Here is a 16,471-nt window from a genome sequence, read left to right on the forward strand (position 1 = left end):
GAGAGGTGCGGCGTTGACCAAGCAGGTATCCGGCGGTCCGTTGCTCGACAACGTCCACCGAATCATCGCCGACAAGGCGTGCACCGTCCTGTCCCTGGACATCTTCGACACCGTGCTCTGGCGCCGGGTACCGCGGCCCGCCGACGCGTTCGCGCTGCTCGCGTCCCGGATGCGGGACTCGGGGCTCAGCCCGCAGTGGGTGACCGACGCGACGCTCCGCCGGATGCGGATCGCCGCCGAGGACACAGCCCGCCGCGGCCGCGACGCCCTCGGCACCGAGGTCTCGCTGTTCGACGTCTGGCGCGCCATGCCGGACGGCGTCTTCGGCGCCGCGCCCCTGGAGAAGCTGGTCGAGGCCGAGCTCCTGCTGGAGCGCGAACTGACCGTCGTGGACCTGGACGTCGCCGAGATCGTGAAGGCCGCACGTAAGCAGGACATCCAGGTCGTCCTGGTCTCCGACACCTACTTCACCGACGACCAGCTCGCCCGGCTCCTCGACCGGCCGGAGCTGGGCCCGATGGAGGGCGTCCGGATCTTCCGGTCGAACCAGCACGGCACCGCCAAGGCGTCCGGCCTCTGGGAGATCGTGCTGCGCGATCTCGGCCGCAGCCCGGAGCAGATCGTGCACATCGGCGATCACGAGGTCGCCGACCACGAGGTCCCCGGCAAGCTGGGCATCCGCACGGTGCACTACCGCAGGCTCGACGACGACTACCTGGACGTCCTGAAGCGGGAGAAGGAGCCCGTCCAGCCGTTCGGCGACCACGCGCCCGACCTGGACGACCGGCACGGCGACTTCGGCCTCACCAGCCTGCGCGCCAAGGCCGTCCACTCGGGCGTCCCGTTCACCACCTCGGCGCTCGACGTCGCGTGGCGGTACGGGGCGGGCGTCCTCGGCCCGGTGCTGACCGGCTTCGCGGAGTGGGCGGCGTGGAAGGCGCACGAGGCCGGTACCCGCCGGCTCTGGTGCTCGATGCGCGAGGGCGAGCTGCTCTCCCGGCTGATCAACGAGGCCGCCGCGGCGCGCGGCTGGGACGTCCACGCCGCCCCCGTGTGGCTGTCCCGTTTCGTGACCTCGCTCGCCGGGCTCGACCCGCACGACACGGCCGCGGTGCACGCCTTCGTCCGCACCGGTTACCGGCTGACCGTCCGGCAGGCCCTGTCCGTCCTGGAACTGCAGCCCGGCGACGTGCCGGGCCTCGCGACGGAGCTGGACACCGTCATCGACAACGGCGACATCGCCGACCGGGTCGCCCGGGCGCTGACCGAGACGCCGCACCTGTGCAACCGGCTCGCGGTGACCGTGACCGCCGCCCGCGAACGCATGATCAAGTCGCTGCGGGACGCGGGCGCGCTGGACGACGAGGCGCTCGCCGCGGGCGAGCTGACCCTTGTCGACCTCGGCTGGGGCGGGACGATCCAGCGCCAGCTCGCGCGCGCCCTGGAGATCGCCCGCATCGACGTCAGGCCGGCCGGGTTGTACCTGGCCACCGACAACCGGGCCGAGCGGGTCTACATGGCCGGGCTGCGCGCCGAGGGCTATCTGGCGCAGGCCGGGCACCCGGCGCACGTCGCGGCGACCGTCACGCGCAGCCCCGAGATCGTGGAGCAGTGCGTCAACGCGCTGTGCGGATCACTGATCGGCTACACCGAGGAGGGCGCGCCGGTCCTCGGCCAGACGGCCGACTCGCCGTCCCAGAACGCCGAGCGCCGGACCGTGCAGGACGGCGTCCTGGCGTTCCAGCGGATGTGGAACAGATACGTCGCCGCCTCCGGCGGGGCGTGGCCGGACCTCGCCCGCCCGCGCGCGGCGCGGGACCGGCTGGCCCGGATCCTGGTGGCCGCGCTGGAGTCGCCCACCGCCGACGAGGCCGCCGTCTTCGGCAACTGGACCCATGAGGACAACTTCGGTTCGTCCCTGGTCACGACGCTGCTGCCCGGCGACCTCAAACCCGCCGTCCCCTACCTGTCGCCGGGCGACCTCGACGACCTGAACATGCGCGACTCGTTCTGGCCCGGGCTGCTCGCCGCGTCCGACACCGGGCTCGGCGCCATGGCGCGGGCCGTCGCGGACGGGGCCATCGACGCGGCGGCGTTCGACCCGTCCGGGGAGAAGTACGAGACGCGGCTGCGGTACCGGACGGCGGACGACCGGTGGCACGAGCCCATCCGCCGCCGCGTCCGGATCAACCACAACGGGCTGTCGTTCTCCCGGCTGTCGTTCGAGCACCACGACACGGTCGACATCTCGCTCGCGATCCCCGGCCGTCCCGCGATCGTGCGGGTCGACTGGATCGAGGCCAAGGTCATCGCCGGCGGGCGGCAGCGCGAGCGGGTGCTGCGCTGGGACAAGCCCGAGGACTTCGTCGGCCTCCACTACGCCGACTGCCGCTACCTCGGCGGGAACCTGATGGAGTTCGACACCTTCTACGCGGCGGTGTGGCTCCCGCTCGCCCGCCGCGCCGGGGTGCCGGCGGTGTCGTCGGGACAGATCACGATCGCGTTCGCGATGCTGCCGCAGTCGATGACCGGCATGGCGCCGCGGATGCCGGTCGACCGTAAGGCGGAGCGGTCCGCCCGGGCCGCGCGGCTCACCGACCGGCTCCGCGAGGAGTACCGGGCGGCCGGCGTCAAGGGCGTCGCCGCCGGTGCGGGACGAGTGGCCAGGAGGAAGCTCGGTGACACGACGTGACTTCGGGGCGGCCGCCGCGGGGTCTCCCGGCGACCCGCACGAGCAGGCCCGCGCCGCCCGCGAACAGCCGCTGCTGCTGCACTCGATGTCGGTGTTCCGGGAACTGTTCGAGGCGATCTCCGGCTGCCGGGAGATCGCCACGGTGGTCGAGATCGGCGTGGAGTCGGGGCAGGTCAGCTCGCTGTACGCCGATCTGGGCGCGACCGTGCACTGCGTCGAGCCCGCGCCCGCCGACGACCTGCGCGCCGTCCTCGCCGAGGACCCGCGGCTGAACCTCGTGGAGGGCCTGTCCCCGGCGGTGCTCCCCGGACTCCCGGTGGCGGACCTCTACGTCCTGGACGGCGACCACAACTACGCGGTGGTCCGCGATGAGCTCGCCTGGATCATGGCGAACGCGCCGGACGCGGTGGTCGTCCTGCACGACGTGCTGTGGCCGTGCGGGCGCCGCGACTTCTACTACCAGCCGTCGCCCTTGGAACCGGAGGACCTGCACCCGGCCACGGCGGACGGCCCCACGGTGTGGCACGACGACCTCACCCCCGCGGGCTTCGTCGGCGGCGGCGCGTTCACGGTGGCCGAGCACGCGGGGGGCCCGCGCAACGGCGTGCTCACGGCCGTCGAGGACGCGCTGGACGAGGCAGGCGACTGGAGGTTCCGGATCGTCCCGGCCGTGTTCGGGTTCGGCGTGCTGGCCAGGGCGGGCGCGCCCGGGGCGGACGAGATCTTCGAGGCGCTGCGGCCCTTCACGTCCTCGCGCCTGCTCGCGGCGATGGAGAACAACCGCATCGCCTCCTACACCCGCATCCTGCAGTTGCAGTACGAGGCGGAGGCGCGCACGGACGACACGAACCGCCTGACCGAGACCGTCGCCGCCCAGCAGCGGGAGATCGCCCGCCTGCGGTCCGAGCTCGACCGGTCCAGGACCGAGCTCGCGGCCAGGCGCCGGGAACCGCAGGAGCCGGCAGAGAAACCGGGTCAGAGCGTCGCGCCTCCCGCCGGGGAGCCCGAACTGGGCGAGGCGGTGTCGCATCTCGGGCGGGCGCTCTCCGCCCGGCTGCGCAGGACGCCCGGCCGGCCGCGATGACCACATCTCCAGCAGAGGGAGCCGACAATGACGGACTACGTCGCGACCGTGGCGATGCACGAGGCCACGTGGGGGACGTTCCTCGAACCTGACCCGGCCCTGGAGGACGCCGAGAACCTGCACGAGCGGCTCGGCATCCCCATCCTCAGCGGGCACCACGCCGACCTCACCGTCTTCAAGGGACGCAACACGGTCTTCGACCGGATCGCGTCCCGGTCCCAGGACGTGAACCTCGCCTACGAGGACCAGTGCAGCGCGCAGCACTACTACGACGTCTTCGGTTGCGTCGAGCGCGAGCGGGGGGCGCTGACCCGGCTCGTCGACGTCGGCGTCTTCATGGGCGGCTCCGCCGCGGTCCTCGCCGGCTGCGTCGAGCCGATGGGACTCGAACTCGACCTCGTCGACGTCAACCCGGTGTTCCTCCGGTTCGCACGCGAACGGGTGCGCCGCATCTTCCCGGGCGCCATGACGCGGGTCCGCATGTTCCACGGGGACCTGCCGACCTACGTGGCGAACGTGCTGCGCGCCGAGCAGGGGACGCGCGCGCTGATCCACCACGACGGGGCGCACGACTTCAACCAGGTCGTCAAGGACCTGAGCTCGCTCTACTTCGCCCGCGACCGGATCCACGGCGTCGCGCTCCAGGACACCCACCTGCGCGGCGACATCTCGTACTTCAACTTCGTGGACGCCGCCGTCTACGCCATGTTCGGCGTCGGCGTGAAGTACGAGGCCCTCGGCTCGCGGTACCCCCAGGGCTCGCCGGTGACGAACCCCAACCAGTGGAACGGCAACTACTTCCTGGCCGACACGCCCGAGGGGATGTACGTCCCGTTCGACGGGGTCGAGTGGAAGTACCCGCACCCGACGATGGAGCTGGAGACCTTCATGCCGGTGAAGGCGGCCCCCGCTGCCTGATGGTGGCCGGATGCGGACAGCCCGCGGACGTGGGGTGTCCGATCTTTCCTACGGGCTGACCTGGTGACCGAATTGACGGGAGAAGTCGGGTGCTCGGGGTGCTGTTCCATTGAACGCGGCGCGGGAACGCGGGAAGCTCTTTACCCTGTGCATGTAGCAAACCGACCGTAAGCAACCGAACAGGCAACCCCCAGGCGTTCCCTACATTCCCGCGACTCCCAGGGGTCTCTCGACGTGACGGACATGGCGAGCGGGTCCGCGACGGCGCGGCTCACACAGGCCGACCGCGTCCATGTGGGCTGGCGCTACGCGCAGGTGCACCCCGATCCGGGGCCGCCCCCGAGCCGGCCTGAGGAGCCCGAACGGGCCCCGCTGCCGCCCCCCGCGCGGCGCCCCGGCGAGGACATGGCCGGCCGGCCGCTGCGGATCGCGTTCGGCGGGGCGCTCGTGTTCGTCGGCCTGTTCCTGCTGTGCGGCATCGCCGGGATCATCCCGTGGGCGTTCGCCGGGGTGGCGCTGCTCGCGTGCGCGGTCGTCCTCGCCATCACCGGCGGCGGGCTGTGGCGGGACGAGAAGAGCGTCCGGGAAAGGCTCGCGCAGGAGCGGGACGCGGAGCAGCGCGAGCGGGCCGCCCGGGAACGCAAGCGCGAGGCGGCCGAGAAGGCGTACGCGAAGGAACGGGCCGAGTGGGAGCGCCGCCATTCGGCGTACGAGAGCCAGCGCGAGTGGTACCCGGTCGCCGTCCCGCCCGGGGTCGACCGGGTGGACGTCGTCGGCGGGACGCTCGCCGGGTGGTCCGCGGCGGTGACCACCATGGGCGCCGCCCGGCTCGCCGTCGGCGCCCGGCTGACCGTCATCGACCTGTCCGAGGGCGCGGTCGCGCACGACCTGCTCCGGCTCGCGGCCGACCGCGGCGACGACCCGCTCGTCTGGGTGCTGCCGGCCGACCTCCCGCGCCTGGACGTCACCCGCGGCCTGAACCCCGAGGCGCTCGCCGACGTGCTGTCGCTCGTCGTCAGCGCGGGCGAGGAGGAGGGCGGCACCCGCGACCTGTCGTTCGACAACTCGATCCTGGAACGGCTCATCGAGGTGCTCGGCCCGGACACGACGATCCCGCGCATCACGGCGGCGCTGCGCGTCCTCGCCCAGGTCGGCGACCCGCGCGACGACCTGCGGAAGGGCCTCCTCAACGACGAGCAGCTCGAACGCATCGCGACGCTGTTCGGACGGGACGCGACCGACCGGATCGTCGTCCGCCGCGCGTGGGCGCTTGAGGCGCAGCTCCGCAAGCTGGAGAAGCTCGCCACCGAGCCGGTGCGGCTGCCGCCGTCCCGGCTGCACGTCGTGTCGATGGACCGGCGGGCCGGCGTCCTCACCAACCGCATCCTCGGCACGTACGTGACGACCGCGCTCACGCACCGCATCCGCGAGGCCCCGCCCGGCGGCCGCTGGGATCACACACTTTTCCTCTGCGGCGCCGAGAAGCTGCGCGGCGACGTCCTGGACCGGCTCATCGACGCCTGCGAGGCCACCGGGACCGGGCTCGTCCTGATGTACCGGTCGATCCCCGGCCACGTGCGGGAGCGGCTCGGCCGGCGCGGGCACGCCGCCGTCGGGTTCATGCGGCTCGGCAACCCCGAGGACGCGCGGGTCGCCGCCGAGCACATCGGCGCCGGGCAGCCGCTGCTCGTCGCCGAGATCACCGACGCGGCCGGGGAGACGCTGTTCGACGTGGCGGGGGAGAGCTACGCCAGCACGGTCGCGTTCGCGCGGCCGCGCGGCGACGGCCTCACCGACCCGGTCTGGTCGCCGCTGCCCGCGCCCGCCGCCGACGACTCCGTCCTGGTGGAGGGCATCAGCTCGGCGACCGCGTGGGGCCGGACGGTCGCCGACCGCCGCCGTCCCGACAAGCAGCGGTTCCGGGAACTGCTCGTCGAGCCGCCGCAACTGCAGGAGCTGCCGCCGACCGCGATGGTCTTCACCCATTCGGGCGCGACGGGCCGCCGCACCCTGCTCGTGGACGCCAACCCCGGCATCATCACGCTGCCGACCGCGCACTCGATGGAGTTCGAGGAGTACCTCCGCGAACAGCAGCGGGCCCCGGAACAGGCGGACGACGAGACGCCGGAGCCACCCGAGGCGCCGCAGGAGATGCCCGCGCCCCGGGTTCCGCGCGCCCGCCACGCACTGCCGCGCGGCGCCGGGTCGCGCCCGGCCCGGATCGTCCCGCCACTGAAGCCCAACGGCAGGCACAAGGCCGACCCCCCGTCCGCTTCCTGACGGGGCATTGGCGTGCGGGCCGGGGGCGCGGAAGGATGCTGACGTGACCCCGCCCCCTGGATCGCCGCCGCCCGGGATGCCGCCCTACCGAAGGGCGCCGGGCCCACCCCCGGGAGGGCCGCCGCCCGCCATGCGCGCCGCGGAGCCGTTCGTGCTGCCGGGGCCCTGGTACCGGATTCAGGCGATTCCGGCTCCGCAGCGGGACGCGTCCGCCGAGTGGGACTTCGTCAGCGTGCTGCCCGCCGCGCTCTCGGCCGCGCGGCTGGGCAGGCCGTTCGTCGTCGGCTGGTTGTCGGCGGGGGGCGGCGCCCCGCTGGAGCTGATCACCAACGCCGGGCCGATCGGGACGCCGGAGCCCGACGCGGAGACGCACGGGCTGCTGTTCCCGAGCGGCGCGCGCGGCGTCCCGGTCGGGGACGGGTGGCTGCGGCGGGCGGAGCGGATGGCGTGGACGCGCTGCCCCGGCCGTCTCGCGCCGCAGGGGGCCGGGGCGGACGGCGGCCCCGGGCTGTTCGAGGCGACGCTCGTCACGCTGATGGAGCGGCCGTTCGGCTGGTTCGTGGTCGCCGAGCCGTGCGACGAGCGGCTGATTGACACCGAGATGCGGGAGCTGCACCACGAGCTGCGGATGCTGCGGCGCGGCGAGGACGAGAACGCCCGGCTCGCCGTCGCCCGCGCCGACCGGCGGCTCGCCGAGCTGGACGCGTTCCGCGAGGCCGGGCTGTGGCAGGTCCGGGTCGTGGCCGGGGCCGCGTCGCAGGACGAGCTCGGGCAGATCGCGCCCGTGCTGGTCGGGTCAATGGAGCTCGGCCACCACCCGTACCGGCTGAGGTCGGGGCAGGGCAGCGGGTCGTTCGCGGAGATGCTGACGCCAGGGACCGCGCCCGCGCCGGTCCGCCCGATGGTGGAGTCCGAGCAGCGGTTCCCGTTCGTCGCGACGGCCGGGGCGCTGGCCGCGCTCGCCGGGCTGCCGCGCCGCGAGGTCCCCGGCCTGCGGGTGCTGGACGCCGGGTACTTCGACGTCACGTCGGAGACGGCGCCCGGCGCCGGGGACGCTCAGATCGAGCTGGGCGCCATCCTGGACGGCCAGGACCGCGAGGTCGGCCGGTTCACCGTCCCGCGCTCCACGATCAACCGGCACGTGTTCGTCACCGGCGCGACCGGCGCGGGCAAGTCGCAGACCGTCCGGCACCTGCTGGAGCAGCTCACCCGGGCCGGCGTCCCGTGGCTGGCGATCGAGCCGGCGAAGTCGGAGTACGCGGCGATGGCGGGCCGCATCCAGGACCTCGGCGGGCCCGTCACGGTCGTCAACCCGTCCGACCCGGACTCGGTGCCGCTGTCGGTGAACCCGCTCGCGCCCGAACCCGGCTACCCCGTCCAGGCGCACATCGACATGGTGCGCGCCCTGTTCCAGGCCGCGTTCGACGCCGAGGAGCCGTTCCCGCAGATCATGGCCCAGGCGCTCCAGCGCGTCTACGAGAACAACGGGTGGGACGTCGTGACCGGCGCGGGCGTGCCCGGCTCGCTGATCGAGCCCGCCGTCCCGACGCTGGAGCAGCTCCAGAACGCGGCGCTCCAGGTCATCCAGGACGTCGGGTACGGGCGTGAGCTGATGGCCGACGTGCAGGGCTTCGTCGACGTCCGGCTCCGCTCCCTGCGGATCGGCTCCGCCGGACGGTTCTTCGAGGGCGGCCACCCGGCCGACATCGGCGGGATGCTCCGCGACAACATCGTCCTCGCCATCGAGGACGTCGCGAACGACGAGGACAAGGCGTTCCTCATGGGCACCCTCATCATCCGCATCGTCGAGCACCTGCGGATGCGGGAACGGAACCGCGACCGCGCCGCCGGCTCCGCGCTCCGGCACGTCATCGTCATCGAGGAGGCGCACCGCCTGCTGCGCAACCGCGGCCCGGAACGCGGCAGCTCCCACGCCGTCGAGCTGTTCGCCGGGATGCTCGCCGAGATCCGCGCCTACGGCGAGGGCATCATCGTCGCCGAGCAGATCCCGACGAAGCTCGTCCCGGACGTCATCAAGAACACCGCGCTGAAGGTCGTCCACCGGCTGCCGGCGTACGACGACCGACACCAGGTCGGCGCGGCCATGAACCTGGACGCCGACCAGTCCCGCGAGGTGGTGTCGCTGCGCCCGGGCGTCGCCGCCGTCTTCGCCGACGGCATGGACCGCCCGCTCCGCGTCCGCGTCCCGCTGGGCGAGGGCCGCGAAGCCGAGCTGCCGGGCCCGCCGCCGCCCGTGGACGGACGCCGCTCGGCCGCCTGCGGCTGCGAATGCCGCTCGGGCCGGGCCTGCACCCTCTGGGAACTCCGCGAGGCCGACCTGATCGCGGTCCATGCCGACTGGGCCTGGCTCCGACTGTGGGCCGACACGCTCGTGCTGGCGCACGTCGTGAACCGCCCGATGCCGGCCGTCCCGCCCGACCTCGGCCGCGCCTGGTCGCGGCTCGCCCCCCGGCTCCGCGAATGCGCGCTGGCGACCGTCCTGGAACGGGCCGTGAGCCGGCGGTCACGGTCGCTGCGCAACGCCTACCTTCCCGCCGACCTGACCGCCGCCGTCGCCGAGGTCGCACAGCGCCTGCTGGGCGGCGGCGCCCCCGCCACCGCCCCCGGCCCGCAGTGGGTGATCCCGCAGGTCAAGTGGCTGCACGAGCTCGACCGCCTCTTCCCCTACGGCGGCGGCGCCCCCGACAAGCACGCCCTCGCACCGCGAATGGACTACCAGCTCCCGGGCCTCAAGCAGCCGCCGGACGCCAAACTCGGCCACCGCCTCCGCGCCCTGCGCCGCCACCCGCTGTCGATGGAACTGGAACGCAACCGCCCCATCGCCGTGACCGCGCTCTACGGCGACGACGACCAGTCCGGCTTCTTCCAGGACCTCTCGATCGTCGCGATCGGTTTCGACGAGGACGAGCAGATCGACCATGTCGCCGAGACGATGCGCGTGACCGAATGGCTGGAGCCCGTCCTGAGCTGGTTCGACCGCTTCATAACCCCGTTCGAGGACCCGTCCAAGGGTCTTCCCTTCCTCAACCCCCCGGCGTGACTCAGATGTCGCTTTCGCCGCGGGCGGGGAGGCCGGCCTTTTCGGCGATGGGGGTCCAGTAGCCGATGAACTCGTTCTTGGCGGAGCTCGCCCGCTGGTTGACGTCGGCGACCTCGCCCTCGGACGGGCAGCCGGGGGCGCCGTCCAGGTAGCGCTGGTTCGACTCGGTCGACGCCTCCAGGGCGCGGACGAGGGCGTCCTTCATCTCGGTGCCGTTGAGGAGAGCGCTCACGTCGAGGGCTCGGGCCTGCTCCAGCTGGTGCTTGCGCGCGTCGAGGATGCGTTGCAGACCGTCCACGGGGCAGCCGCCGGTGACGACCGTGCCGAGTTCGGAGCGGGTCGCCCCCATGTCGGCCAGCAGCTTGTCCACCGCACCGGCCTGCGCTTCGAGATCGCCGTTCGTGCCGGTCGAGGTGTTCTCGGTCGCGGGGGAGACGCCCTGGCTCTCGCCCGCGGACGGCGAGGCGGCGGCCGGCGGCGTGTCCGAGCCGCTCGGCCAGAGCACGATGCCCGCCGCGAGCCCGATCAGGAGGACGACGCCCGCCGCCGCCAGGAAGTACGGGAGATTGCTGCGCTTCGGCGGGGGCGGCGGCTGCCAGATCGCGGGCTCGGACCAGGGCTCGGACCACGGCTCGGGGGAGAGCTGCGTGGTCCGCTCCTCGGGCGGCGGCATGTGAGTCGTCCGCTCCTCCGAGGGCGGCATCTGTGCCGTCCGCTCCTCCGAGGGCATGGCCGCCGTCCGGTCGTCGGACGGCGCCATGGGGGTCGTGTGGTCCGGGGGCGCCCCCCAATGGGCGGGGGCCTGCCCGGCCCACGGCGGCGGTATCGGCTCACGGGGGACGGGGATGCCGTCCTCCGGGTCGCGGACCGTCGCGTCGTCGGCGCCGGACGGCGGCAGCGGCGCGTTGCAGCGCAGGCATCTGGGCGACGCCGAAGAGGTCTCGGTTCCGCAGTTCGGACACCGCATGACGGCCCCCCTGGCCCCGTGAATACGAACGGTCAGAGAATACTGCGCTACCGCCCGTTATACGCGCTTCCAGCTCCGCAGCGGCTGGCCCGTCTGCTTCGCGACCGGGTTCCACAGCACGACGAACTGCTTCTTGGCCGTCGTCGCGCGCCGCTCGCCGGCGGCGCGCCCCGGAACGTGCGCCGCGCTGGGACGCGGCTTGCCCTTGCACTTGCGCTGGTTCGCCTGCGCCCACTGCAACAGGACCTGGTCGACCTGCAGCGACGCCGTCAGCGCCTGGGACAGCGAGCCGCGCAGCCGCTCGCCGTTCGCGAGCTTGTCCACCTTGAGGGCCCGCGTGCGGTTCAGCTGGTTCGTGCGCCGCTGCGCGACCGTCTGGAACCCCTGGATCGCCTGCGGCAGCGTCTTGCACTTGCCCGCCCGGCCGAGCGCCCCGGCGAGGACGCGGCGGGTGGCGACGCTGTCGTTGATGAGCTTGTTCACCGTCGCGGCCTGCTGCTTGGTCTCAGGGGGGATCGCGTTCTTCTGCGCGACCTGCTTCTGGGACGCCGCCGGAGACGGGTTCGTGTCCCCGGGAGAGCCGCCGTCGGACGGCCATGCGACGAACGCGACGGCGCCGGCCGCGACCGTGACCAGCGCGGCGACGGCCGCGATGAGCGGCTTGCTCGTCCCGCTCTTGTTCGGTCCCGGCGGCACCTGGCCCGGCGGGTAGCCGAAGGCGGGGTCGCCCGGCCCCATCGGGCCCATGGGCTGCATCCCCGGGCCCATGGGGGGCGCGCCCATCTGGCTCGGCCCCATCTGGCCCGGCCCCATCTGGCCCGGCCCCATCGGACCCTGCCCCATCGGCGGCTGGTTCATCGGGCCCATGAGGTGAGGGGCGCCCATGGGGGAGCCCGGGTCCATCCGGGTCCGGTCGAGGTCTTCGCCGAACCCCTCGGCGCCGGGGGCCGACCCCGGGCCGGGGTCGAACTGGGTCACGTCGGCGTCCAGCATGGTGGCCGGCTGCCCGGCGGGAGGCTGCTGTCCCCACACCTGCGTCGGCTCGGCCTCAGGCCCCTCGGGCCTGCGCGGCTGCGCGAACCACGAGTCCGGGACGATCGACTCGCCGGGCGAGGCCTGCTCGCCCAGCCCGAACGGGTTCGAGGGCGGGGGACCGGCCTCGGGGGCGGGCTTGTCGTTCGCAGGCGGCGCCGGCTGCTCGTTCCCCCACGCGGGCGGGGGCCTGAAGCCGCCGGAGTCGTCCTCGTCCGGGTTGAACGTCCAGGCCGCGGTGTCCTCGGGGTCGACGGGCGGCAGCGGCGACGCGGCCGCGGGCGTCGGGTCCGACGGCTCCACGGACAGCCGCAGCGGCGGCCGCGCCGGAGGCTCGGGGGCCGTCTGCTGCGGCGACGGCTGGGGCGGCATCGCCAGGTCCGGGCTTACGGCCGGCTGCGCGCCCGTGCCCCAGGACGGGGTGGGCGGCGGCGTCATCATCGTCCGGTCGCCGGGCACCTCGGCGGCGACGCCCGCCGGGGCGGTGTCCGCGACGGGAGCCCCCATGGGAACGGCGGGCCCGACCGAGTACACGTCGATCGGCGCCTCGCAGTGCGAACACTTGCCGAGCGTCCCAGGCGTGTCATTACCGCACGTCGGACACTGCATCGCTCTGACCTCGCCTTATAGCCGCTTGCCCACGCTTGCGATCCAGGCCCGCCGGCCGGGGCGGGCACCGCCTCCCCGCGATCCAGCAGGGCTCCCGACAAAAGTAGTGGGTGACGCCGTTCTCGGACGCGTGGTTGTCAATCTGGCACACCGCAGTCGGAGGTGGCACCGAATCACGACATGTCGGCAATGGTCAAGATTGCCGCAGGTGGTTTACCTGAAATGCTGTGATGCTGCTCACAATTCGGGTCCCGGTCGCCGAGGACGCCCCCCAACCCCGCCGGCACGCCGCGAGCGCCGCGCTCACCGGCTAGGCTCGGGAGCGGTTTCCCGGCGCATCCAGAGAAGACGGAGTTCATGAGCGATCTTCCGCTGCGTTCGCAGCTGGCCGTCGCGCTCGGTCGTACGGCCGCCAAGATGTCCCGAATGGCGGGCCGCGGGGACGGCTCGGTGATCGGCGGGCGGGTCGGCCTCCGGCTCGACCCCGAGCTGCTGACCAGGCTCGCCAAGGACCGCAAGCTCGTCCTCGTCAGCGCCACCAACGGCAAGACGACGACGACCCGGCTGATCACCTCGGCGATGACGCCGCTGGGCGAGGTCGCCACCAACGCGTTCGGCGCGAACATGCCGACCGGGCACGTGTCCGCGCTCGCGTCCGCGCCGTCCGCCCGCTACGGCGTGCTGGAGTGTGACGAGAAGTACGTCCCGATGGTCCTGAAGGAGACCGGGGCGAACATCGTCGCGCTGATGAACCTCAGCCGCGACCAGATGGACCGCGCCGCCGAGATCTGGCTGCTGGCCGGCAAGTGGCGCAAGGCGCTGGAGGCGTCCCCGACCAGCCACGTCATCGCCAACTGCGACGACCCGCTGGTCACCTGGGGCGCGTCCACCGCCAAGAGCGTGACGTGGGTCGCCGCCGGCCAGCACTGGCGCGAGGACTCCTGGTGCTGCCCCGAGTGCGGCGGCCCCCTCGACCGGCAGGACACCGACGAGGACAGCGACTGGCGCTGCCGCCAGTGCCACTTCGCCCGTCCCCGCCCCGACTGGGCGCTGAAGGGCGACCTGATCACCGGACCGGACGGCCGGACGTTCTCGCTGACCGGGCTCTCCCTGCCCGGGCGGGCCAACCGCTCGAACGCCCTGATCGCGCTGGCGGTCGTCGCGCAGTTCGGGGTCGCGCCCGAGCAGGCGCTGCCGCTGCTGTCGCAGGTCACGTCGGTCGCCGGCCGGTACACGACGGTCGAGCACGAGGGCCGCTCGATCCGGCTGCTGCTGTCGAAGAACCCGGCGGGCTGGCTGGAGGCGTTCGACGTCCTGCAGCCCGCGCCCGGCCCGGTCGCCCTGTCGATCAACGCGCAGGGGCCGGACGGCCGCGACACCTCCTGGCTGTGGGACGTCGACTACCGCATCCTGCGGGGCCGGCCCGTGTGGATCAGCGGCGAGCGCCGCATCGACCTCGCCGCCCGGCTGGAGGCCGCGGAGGTGTCCTTCACGCTCGTGGACGACATCGACCAGGCGGTCATGGCCGTCCCGCCCGGGCACCTGGACGTGATCGCCAACTACACCGCCTTCCAGAACATCCGAACGAGGTACGGCCGTGTCGTCTGACCGCATCAAAATCGTCTGGATCTACCCGGACCTGCTCAGCACCTACGGCGACCAGGGCAACACGATCGTCCTGGAGCGGCGGGCCGCGTTGCGCGGCATCCCGACCGAGACCGTCAGCCTCCGGTCGGACGAGCCCGTCCCCGCCGACGGCGACATCTACCTGCTCGGCGGCGGTGAGGACCGGCCGCAGATCCTCGCGGCGCAGCGCCTGCGGGGCGACGGCGGGCTCGCCCGCGCCGTCCAGTCGGGGGCGGTCGTGTTCGCCGTCTGCGCCGGCTACCAGCTGCTGGGCCACGAGTTCGGCGGCGAGGAGGGGCAGCCCGTCGCGGGTCTCGGCCTGCTCGACATCCGGTCGGGACGCGGCGAGCAGCGCGCGGTCGGCGAGATCGTCGGGGACGTCGCGGGCGAGCTGAACGTGCCGCGCATCACCGGCTTCGAGAACCACCAGGGCGTCACGCACCTCGGGCAGAACGCGCGACCGTTCGCGAAGGTCATGCACGGCATCGGCAACGGCGACGGCTTCGAGGGCGCGTACAGCGGCCGTGTCCTCGGCACCTACATGCACGGCCCGGCCCTGGTCCGCAACCCGGGCCTGGCCGACCTCCTGCTCCGCTGGGCGGTCGGCACCGAGCTGCAGCCGCTGGACGACTCCTGGGCGGGCCGTCTCCGTGAGGAACGCCTGCAGGCCGTCGCCGCCGGCTGACCTTCCGCGTTTGGGTCTGGCGCGGGGGTCCGGCCGCTGCGACCGTGGCGGTCGTGATCTGCTGCCGGCCTTCCCGCCGGGCCCTCCTCCGCTGGAGCGCCATCGTCGCGGGCGCCTCCGTCCTGCCCGCCATCGGCTCGGTGTCCGCGCTCGCGGCCGGCGACGTCCAGCCGGTGAACCTGGAGCTGGTGACCGTCACAGAGACGTCGGCGGTCGTGACCTGGTACACGGGCGTCCCCGGGACGGACGACGGTCTCGGCCGCATGCTCCCCGCCCCGTCCGACGCCGAGGTGCTCTACGGGACGCATCCGTCTCGTCTGACGTCGACGGCGCACGGCTCGTCCGGCACGCCGTACCACTATGTCGAGCTGACCGATCTGGAGCCCGGCCGCACGTACTACTACAGGGCCCGCTCCAGAGGACGGGACGCGACGCCCACCTGGCTGGCCGCCGGCCAGGCGGCAGGCACTCCGAACGGTGATGTCTTCGCTTTCACGACGCCGCAACCACCGCCGGGCCGTCACCTCTTCTCGGTCGCCCTCTGCAATGACCTGCACCTGGGGGAGACCGTGGCCGGTCTGGTCGGCCAGCTGCCCTGGATCAAAGGCGTAGAACAGGTTCCCGGCCACCCGCCCTATCCCGAGGTCATGGCGAAGGCCCTGATCGCGGACGCCCGCAGCCGGGGCGCGGGCCACCTCCTGGCCGCCGGCGACATATCGAGCGAAGCCGCTCCCGCCGACCTCGCGAATGCCAGAAGCATCCTCGACACGTTCGGCACATTGGGGAGCGACTATCTGATAGCTCGTGGCAACCACGACCGAGCCCACTCCGGGGCGCCTTACGGTGCCTGCACTCCCGGCGAGCACCAGGGAAGCGACTGCTTCAAGGACGCCTTCTTCCCCTCCGGCCGGACGTACTTCTCGCACGACCTCCAAGGGCTCCGCGTCATCGGCCTGGACACCTACGACAAGCCAGGTGACGGCGGGGATTCCGGCGGGCTGTCCGCAGACCAGCAAGCCTGGTTCGAAGCGGAGTTGAGAAAGGACCCGGAGCGGCCCACGCTCGTCTTCGGGCACCATCCGCTCTTCACCGAGAACGACCCGCTCTCCATTACCGGGGCCCATTCCCTGGACGCGGGCCAGTCACTGAGAATCCTCGCGGCCTACAACCGGGCGCCCGGCGTCTTCCTGCACCACGCCGGTCACACCCACCGGAACCAGCGTTCGGTCTTTCCCTTGGCACCCCGGGTCGTTCAGCAGGAAGTCGGCGCCGTCAAGGAGTACCCGGGCGGCTTCACACTTCTCCGCGTCCATACCGGCGGCTACGCCCTCAACTTCTACAAGACCCGCAGTGACGAGGCCCGCGCTTGGAGCGAACGCAGCCGCCAGGAACTCTCCGGCCAATGGCCTCAGCTGTCCCTGGGAAACCGCCCCACCGACCGCAACACGGTCATCACCCGCGACCTCTCCGGCCTACGGCGTACCTGACGCGAACCCCCGGCCGAGACGAAGGCCGTC

At 73.0% G+C, this 16,471-nt stretch carries 10 protein-coding genes; 8 read left to right on the plus strand and 2 right to left on the minus strand.

The window, feature by feature from the left end:
- Window positions 1-13 precede the first annotated feature (13 nt).
- The 5 genes from ACQPXG_RS05820 to ACQPXG_RS05840 all read left to right on the plus strand — a co-directional run bounded on the left by ACQPXG_RS05820 (window position 14) and on the right by ACQPXG_RS05840 (window position 10,035).
- A complete protein-coding gene (locus ACQPXG_RS05820) occupies window positions 14-2,692 on the plus strand; it encodes a hypothetical protein (protein WP_433466571.1) in 2,679 nt (892 codons plus the stop codon).
- Window positions 2,679-3,776, plus strand: coding sequence for a class I SAM-dependent methyltransferase (locus ACQPXG_RS05825; protein ID WP_433466572.1), 1,098 nt, complete (start codon window positions 2,679-2,681; stop codon window positions 3,774-3,776). Before ACQPXG_RS05820 ends, ACQPXG_RS05825 begins: the two co-directional genes overlap by 14 nt.
- A 27-nt stretch (window positions 3,777-3,803) precedes the next feature.
- Window positions 3,804-4,694 carry a class I SAM-dependent methyltransferase gene (locus tag ACQPXG_RS05830; protein ID WP_433466573.1) on the plus strand — a complete coding sequence of 297 codons (891 nt, stop codon included), beginning with the start codon at window positions 3,804-3,806 and terminating at the stop codon, window positions 4,692-4,694.
- A 243-nt stretch (window positions 4,695-4,937) separates the two neighbouring features.
- On the plus strand, window positions 4,938-6,974 hold the full coding sequence (locus tag ACQPXG_RS05835; RefSeq protein WP_433469905.1) for a hypothetical protein: 2,037 nt from the start codon (window positions 4,938-4,940) through the stop codon (window positions 6,972-6,974).
- A 130-nt stretch (window positions 6,975-7,104) separates the two neighbouring features.
- Window positions 7,105-10,035: a helicase HerA-like domain-containing protein gene (locus ACQPXG_RS05840; RefSeq protein WP_433466574.1), complete on the plus strand. Its 2,931-nt coding sequence runs from the start codon at window positions 7,105-7,107 to the stop codon at window positions 10,033-10,035.
- Window position 10,036: 1 nt separating this feature from the next.
- Here ACQPXG_RS05840 and ACQPXG_RS05845 read toward each other — a convergent pair whose 3' ends face one another.
- Both ACQPXG_RS05845 and ACQPXG_RS05850 read right to left on the minus strand, forming a co-directional pair.
- Window positions 10,037-11,002 carry a hypothetical protein gene (locus ACQPXG_RS05845; RefSeq protein ID WP_433466575.1) on the minus strand — a complete coding sequence of 322 codons (966 nt, stop codon included), beginning with the start codon at window positions 11,000-11,002 and terminating at the stop codon, window positions 10,037-10,039.
- A 57-nt stretch (window positions 11,003-11,059) separates the two neighbouring features.
- A complete protein-coding gene (locus tag ACQPXG_RS05850) occupies window positions 11,060-12,643 on the minus strand; it encodes a hypothetical protein (protein WP_433466576.1) in 1,584 nt (527 codons plus the stop codon).
- A gap of 357 nt (window positions 12,644-13,000) precedes the next feature.
- Here ACQPXG_RS05850 and ACQPXG_RS05855 point away from each other — a divergent pair, with 357 nt between their 5' ends.
- Genes ACQPXG_RS05855 through ACQPXG_RS05865 form a run of 3 tightly spaced genes read left to right on the plus strand, consistent with a single transcriptional unit; the run spans window position 13,001 to window position 16,441 of the window.
- Window positions 13,001-14,251 carry a MurT ligase domain-containing protein gene (locus ACQPXG_RS05855; RefSeq protein WP_433466577.1) on the plus strand — a complete coding sequence of 417 codons (1,251 nt, stop codon included), beginning with the start codon at window positions 13,001-13,003 and terminating at the stop codon, window positions 14,249-14,251.
- Complete coding sequence (locus tag ACQPXG_RS05860; RefSeq protein ID WP_433466578.1) at window positions 14,241-14,954, plus strand: type 1 glutamine amidotransferase; 714 nt, start codon at window positions 14,241-14,243, stop codon at window positions 14,952-14,954. The genes ACQPXG_RS05855 and ACQPXG_RS05860 overlap by 11 nt, the downstream gene beginning before the upstream one ends.
- A gap of 53 nt (window positions 14,955-15,007) precedes the next feature.
- Entirely contained in the window at window positions 15,008-16,441 is a 1,434-nt protein-coding gene (locus tag ACQPXG_RS05865) for a fibronectin type III domain-containing protein (RefSeq protein ID WP_433466579.1), read from the plus strand.
- Window positions 16,442-16,471 lie beyond the last annotated feature (30 nt).

Origin of the sequence: Spirillospora sp. CA-128828, assembly GCF_050945415.1 — a bacterium.
GTDB lineage: Bacteria > Actinomycetota > Actinomycetes > Streptosporangiales > Streptosporangiaceae > Spirillospora.

Excerpts from the sequence above, each read along its gene's own strand:
- ACQPXG_RS05830 (WP_433466573.1), top strand. The coding sequence starts at position 3,804 with ATGACGGACTACGTCGCGACCGTGGCGATGCACGAGGCCACGTGGGGG.
- ACQPXG_RS05835 (WP_433469905.1), top strand. The coding sequence starts at position 4,938 with ATGGCGAGCGGGTCCGCGACGGCGCGGCTCACACAGGCCGACCGCGTC.
- ACQPXG_RS05840 (WP_433466574.1), top strand. The coding sequence starts at position 7,105 with ATGCGCGCCGCGGAGCCGTTCGTGCTGCCGGGGCCCTGGTACCGGATT.
- ACQPXG_RS05845 (WP_433466575.1), bottom strand. The coding sequence starts at position 11,002 with ATGCGGTGTCCGAACTGCGGAACCGAGACCTCTTCGGCGTCGCCCAGA.
- ACQPXG_RS05850 (WP_433466576.1), bottom strand. The coding sequence starts at position 12,643 with ATGCAGTGTCCGACGTGCGGTAATGACACGCCTGGGACGCTCGGCAAG.
- ACQPXG_RS05855 (WP_433466577.1), top strand. The coding sequence starts at position 13,001 with ATGAGCGATCTTCCGCTGCGTTCGCAGCTGGCCGTCGCGCTCGGTCGT.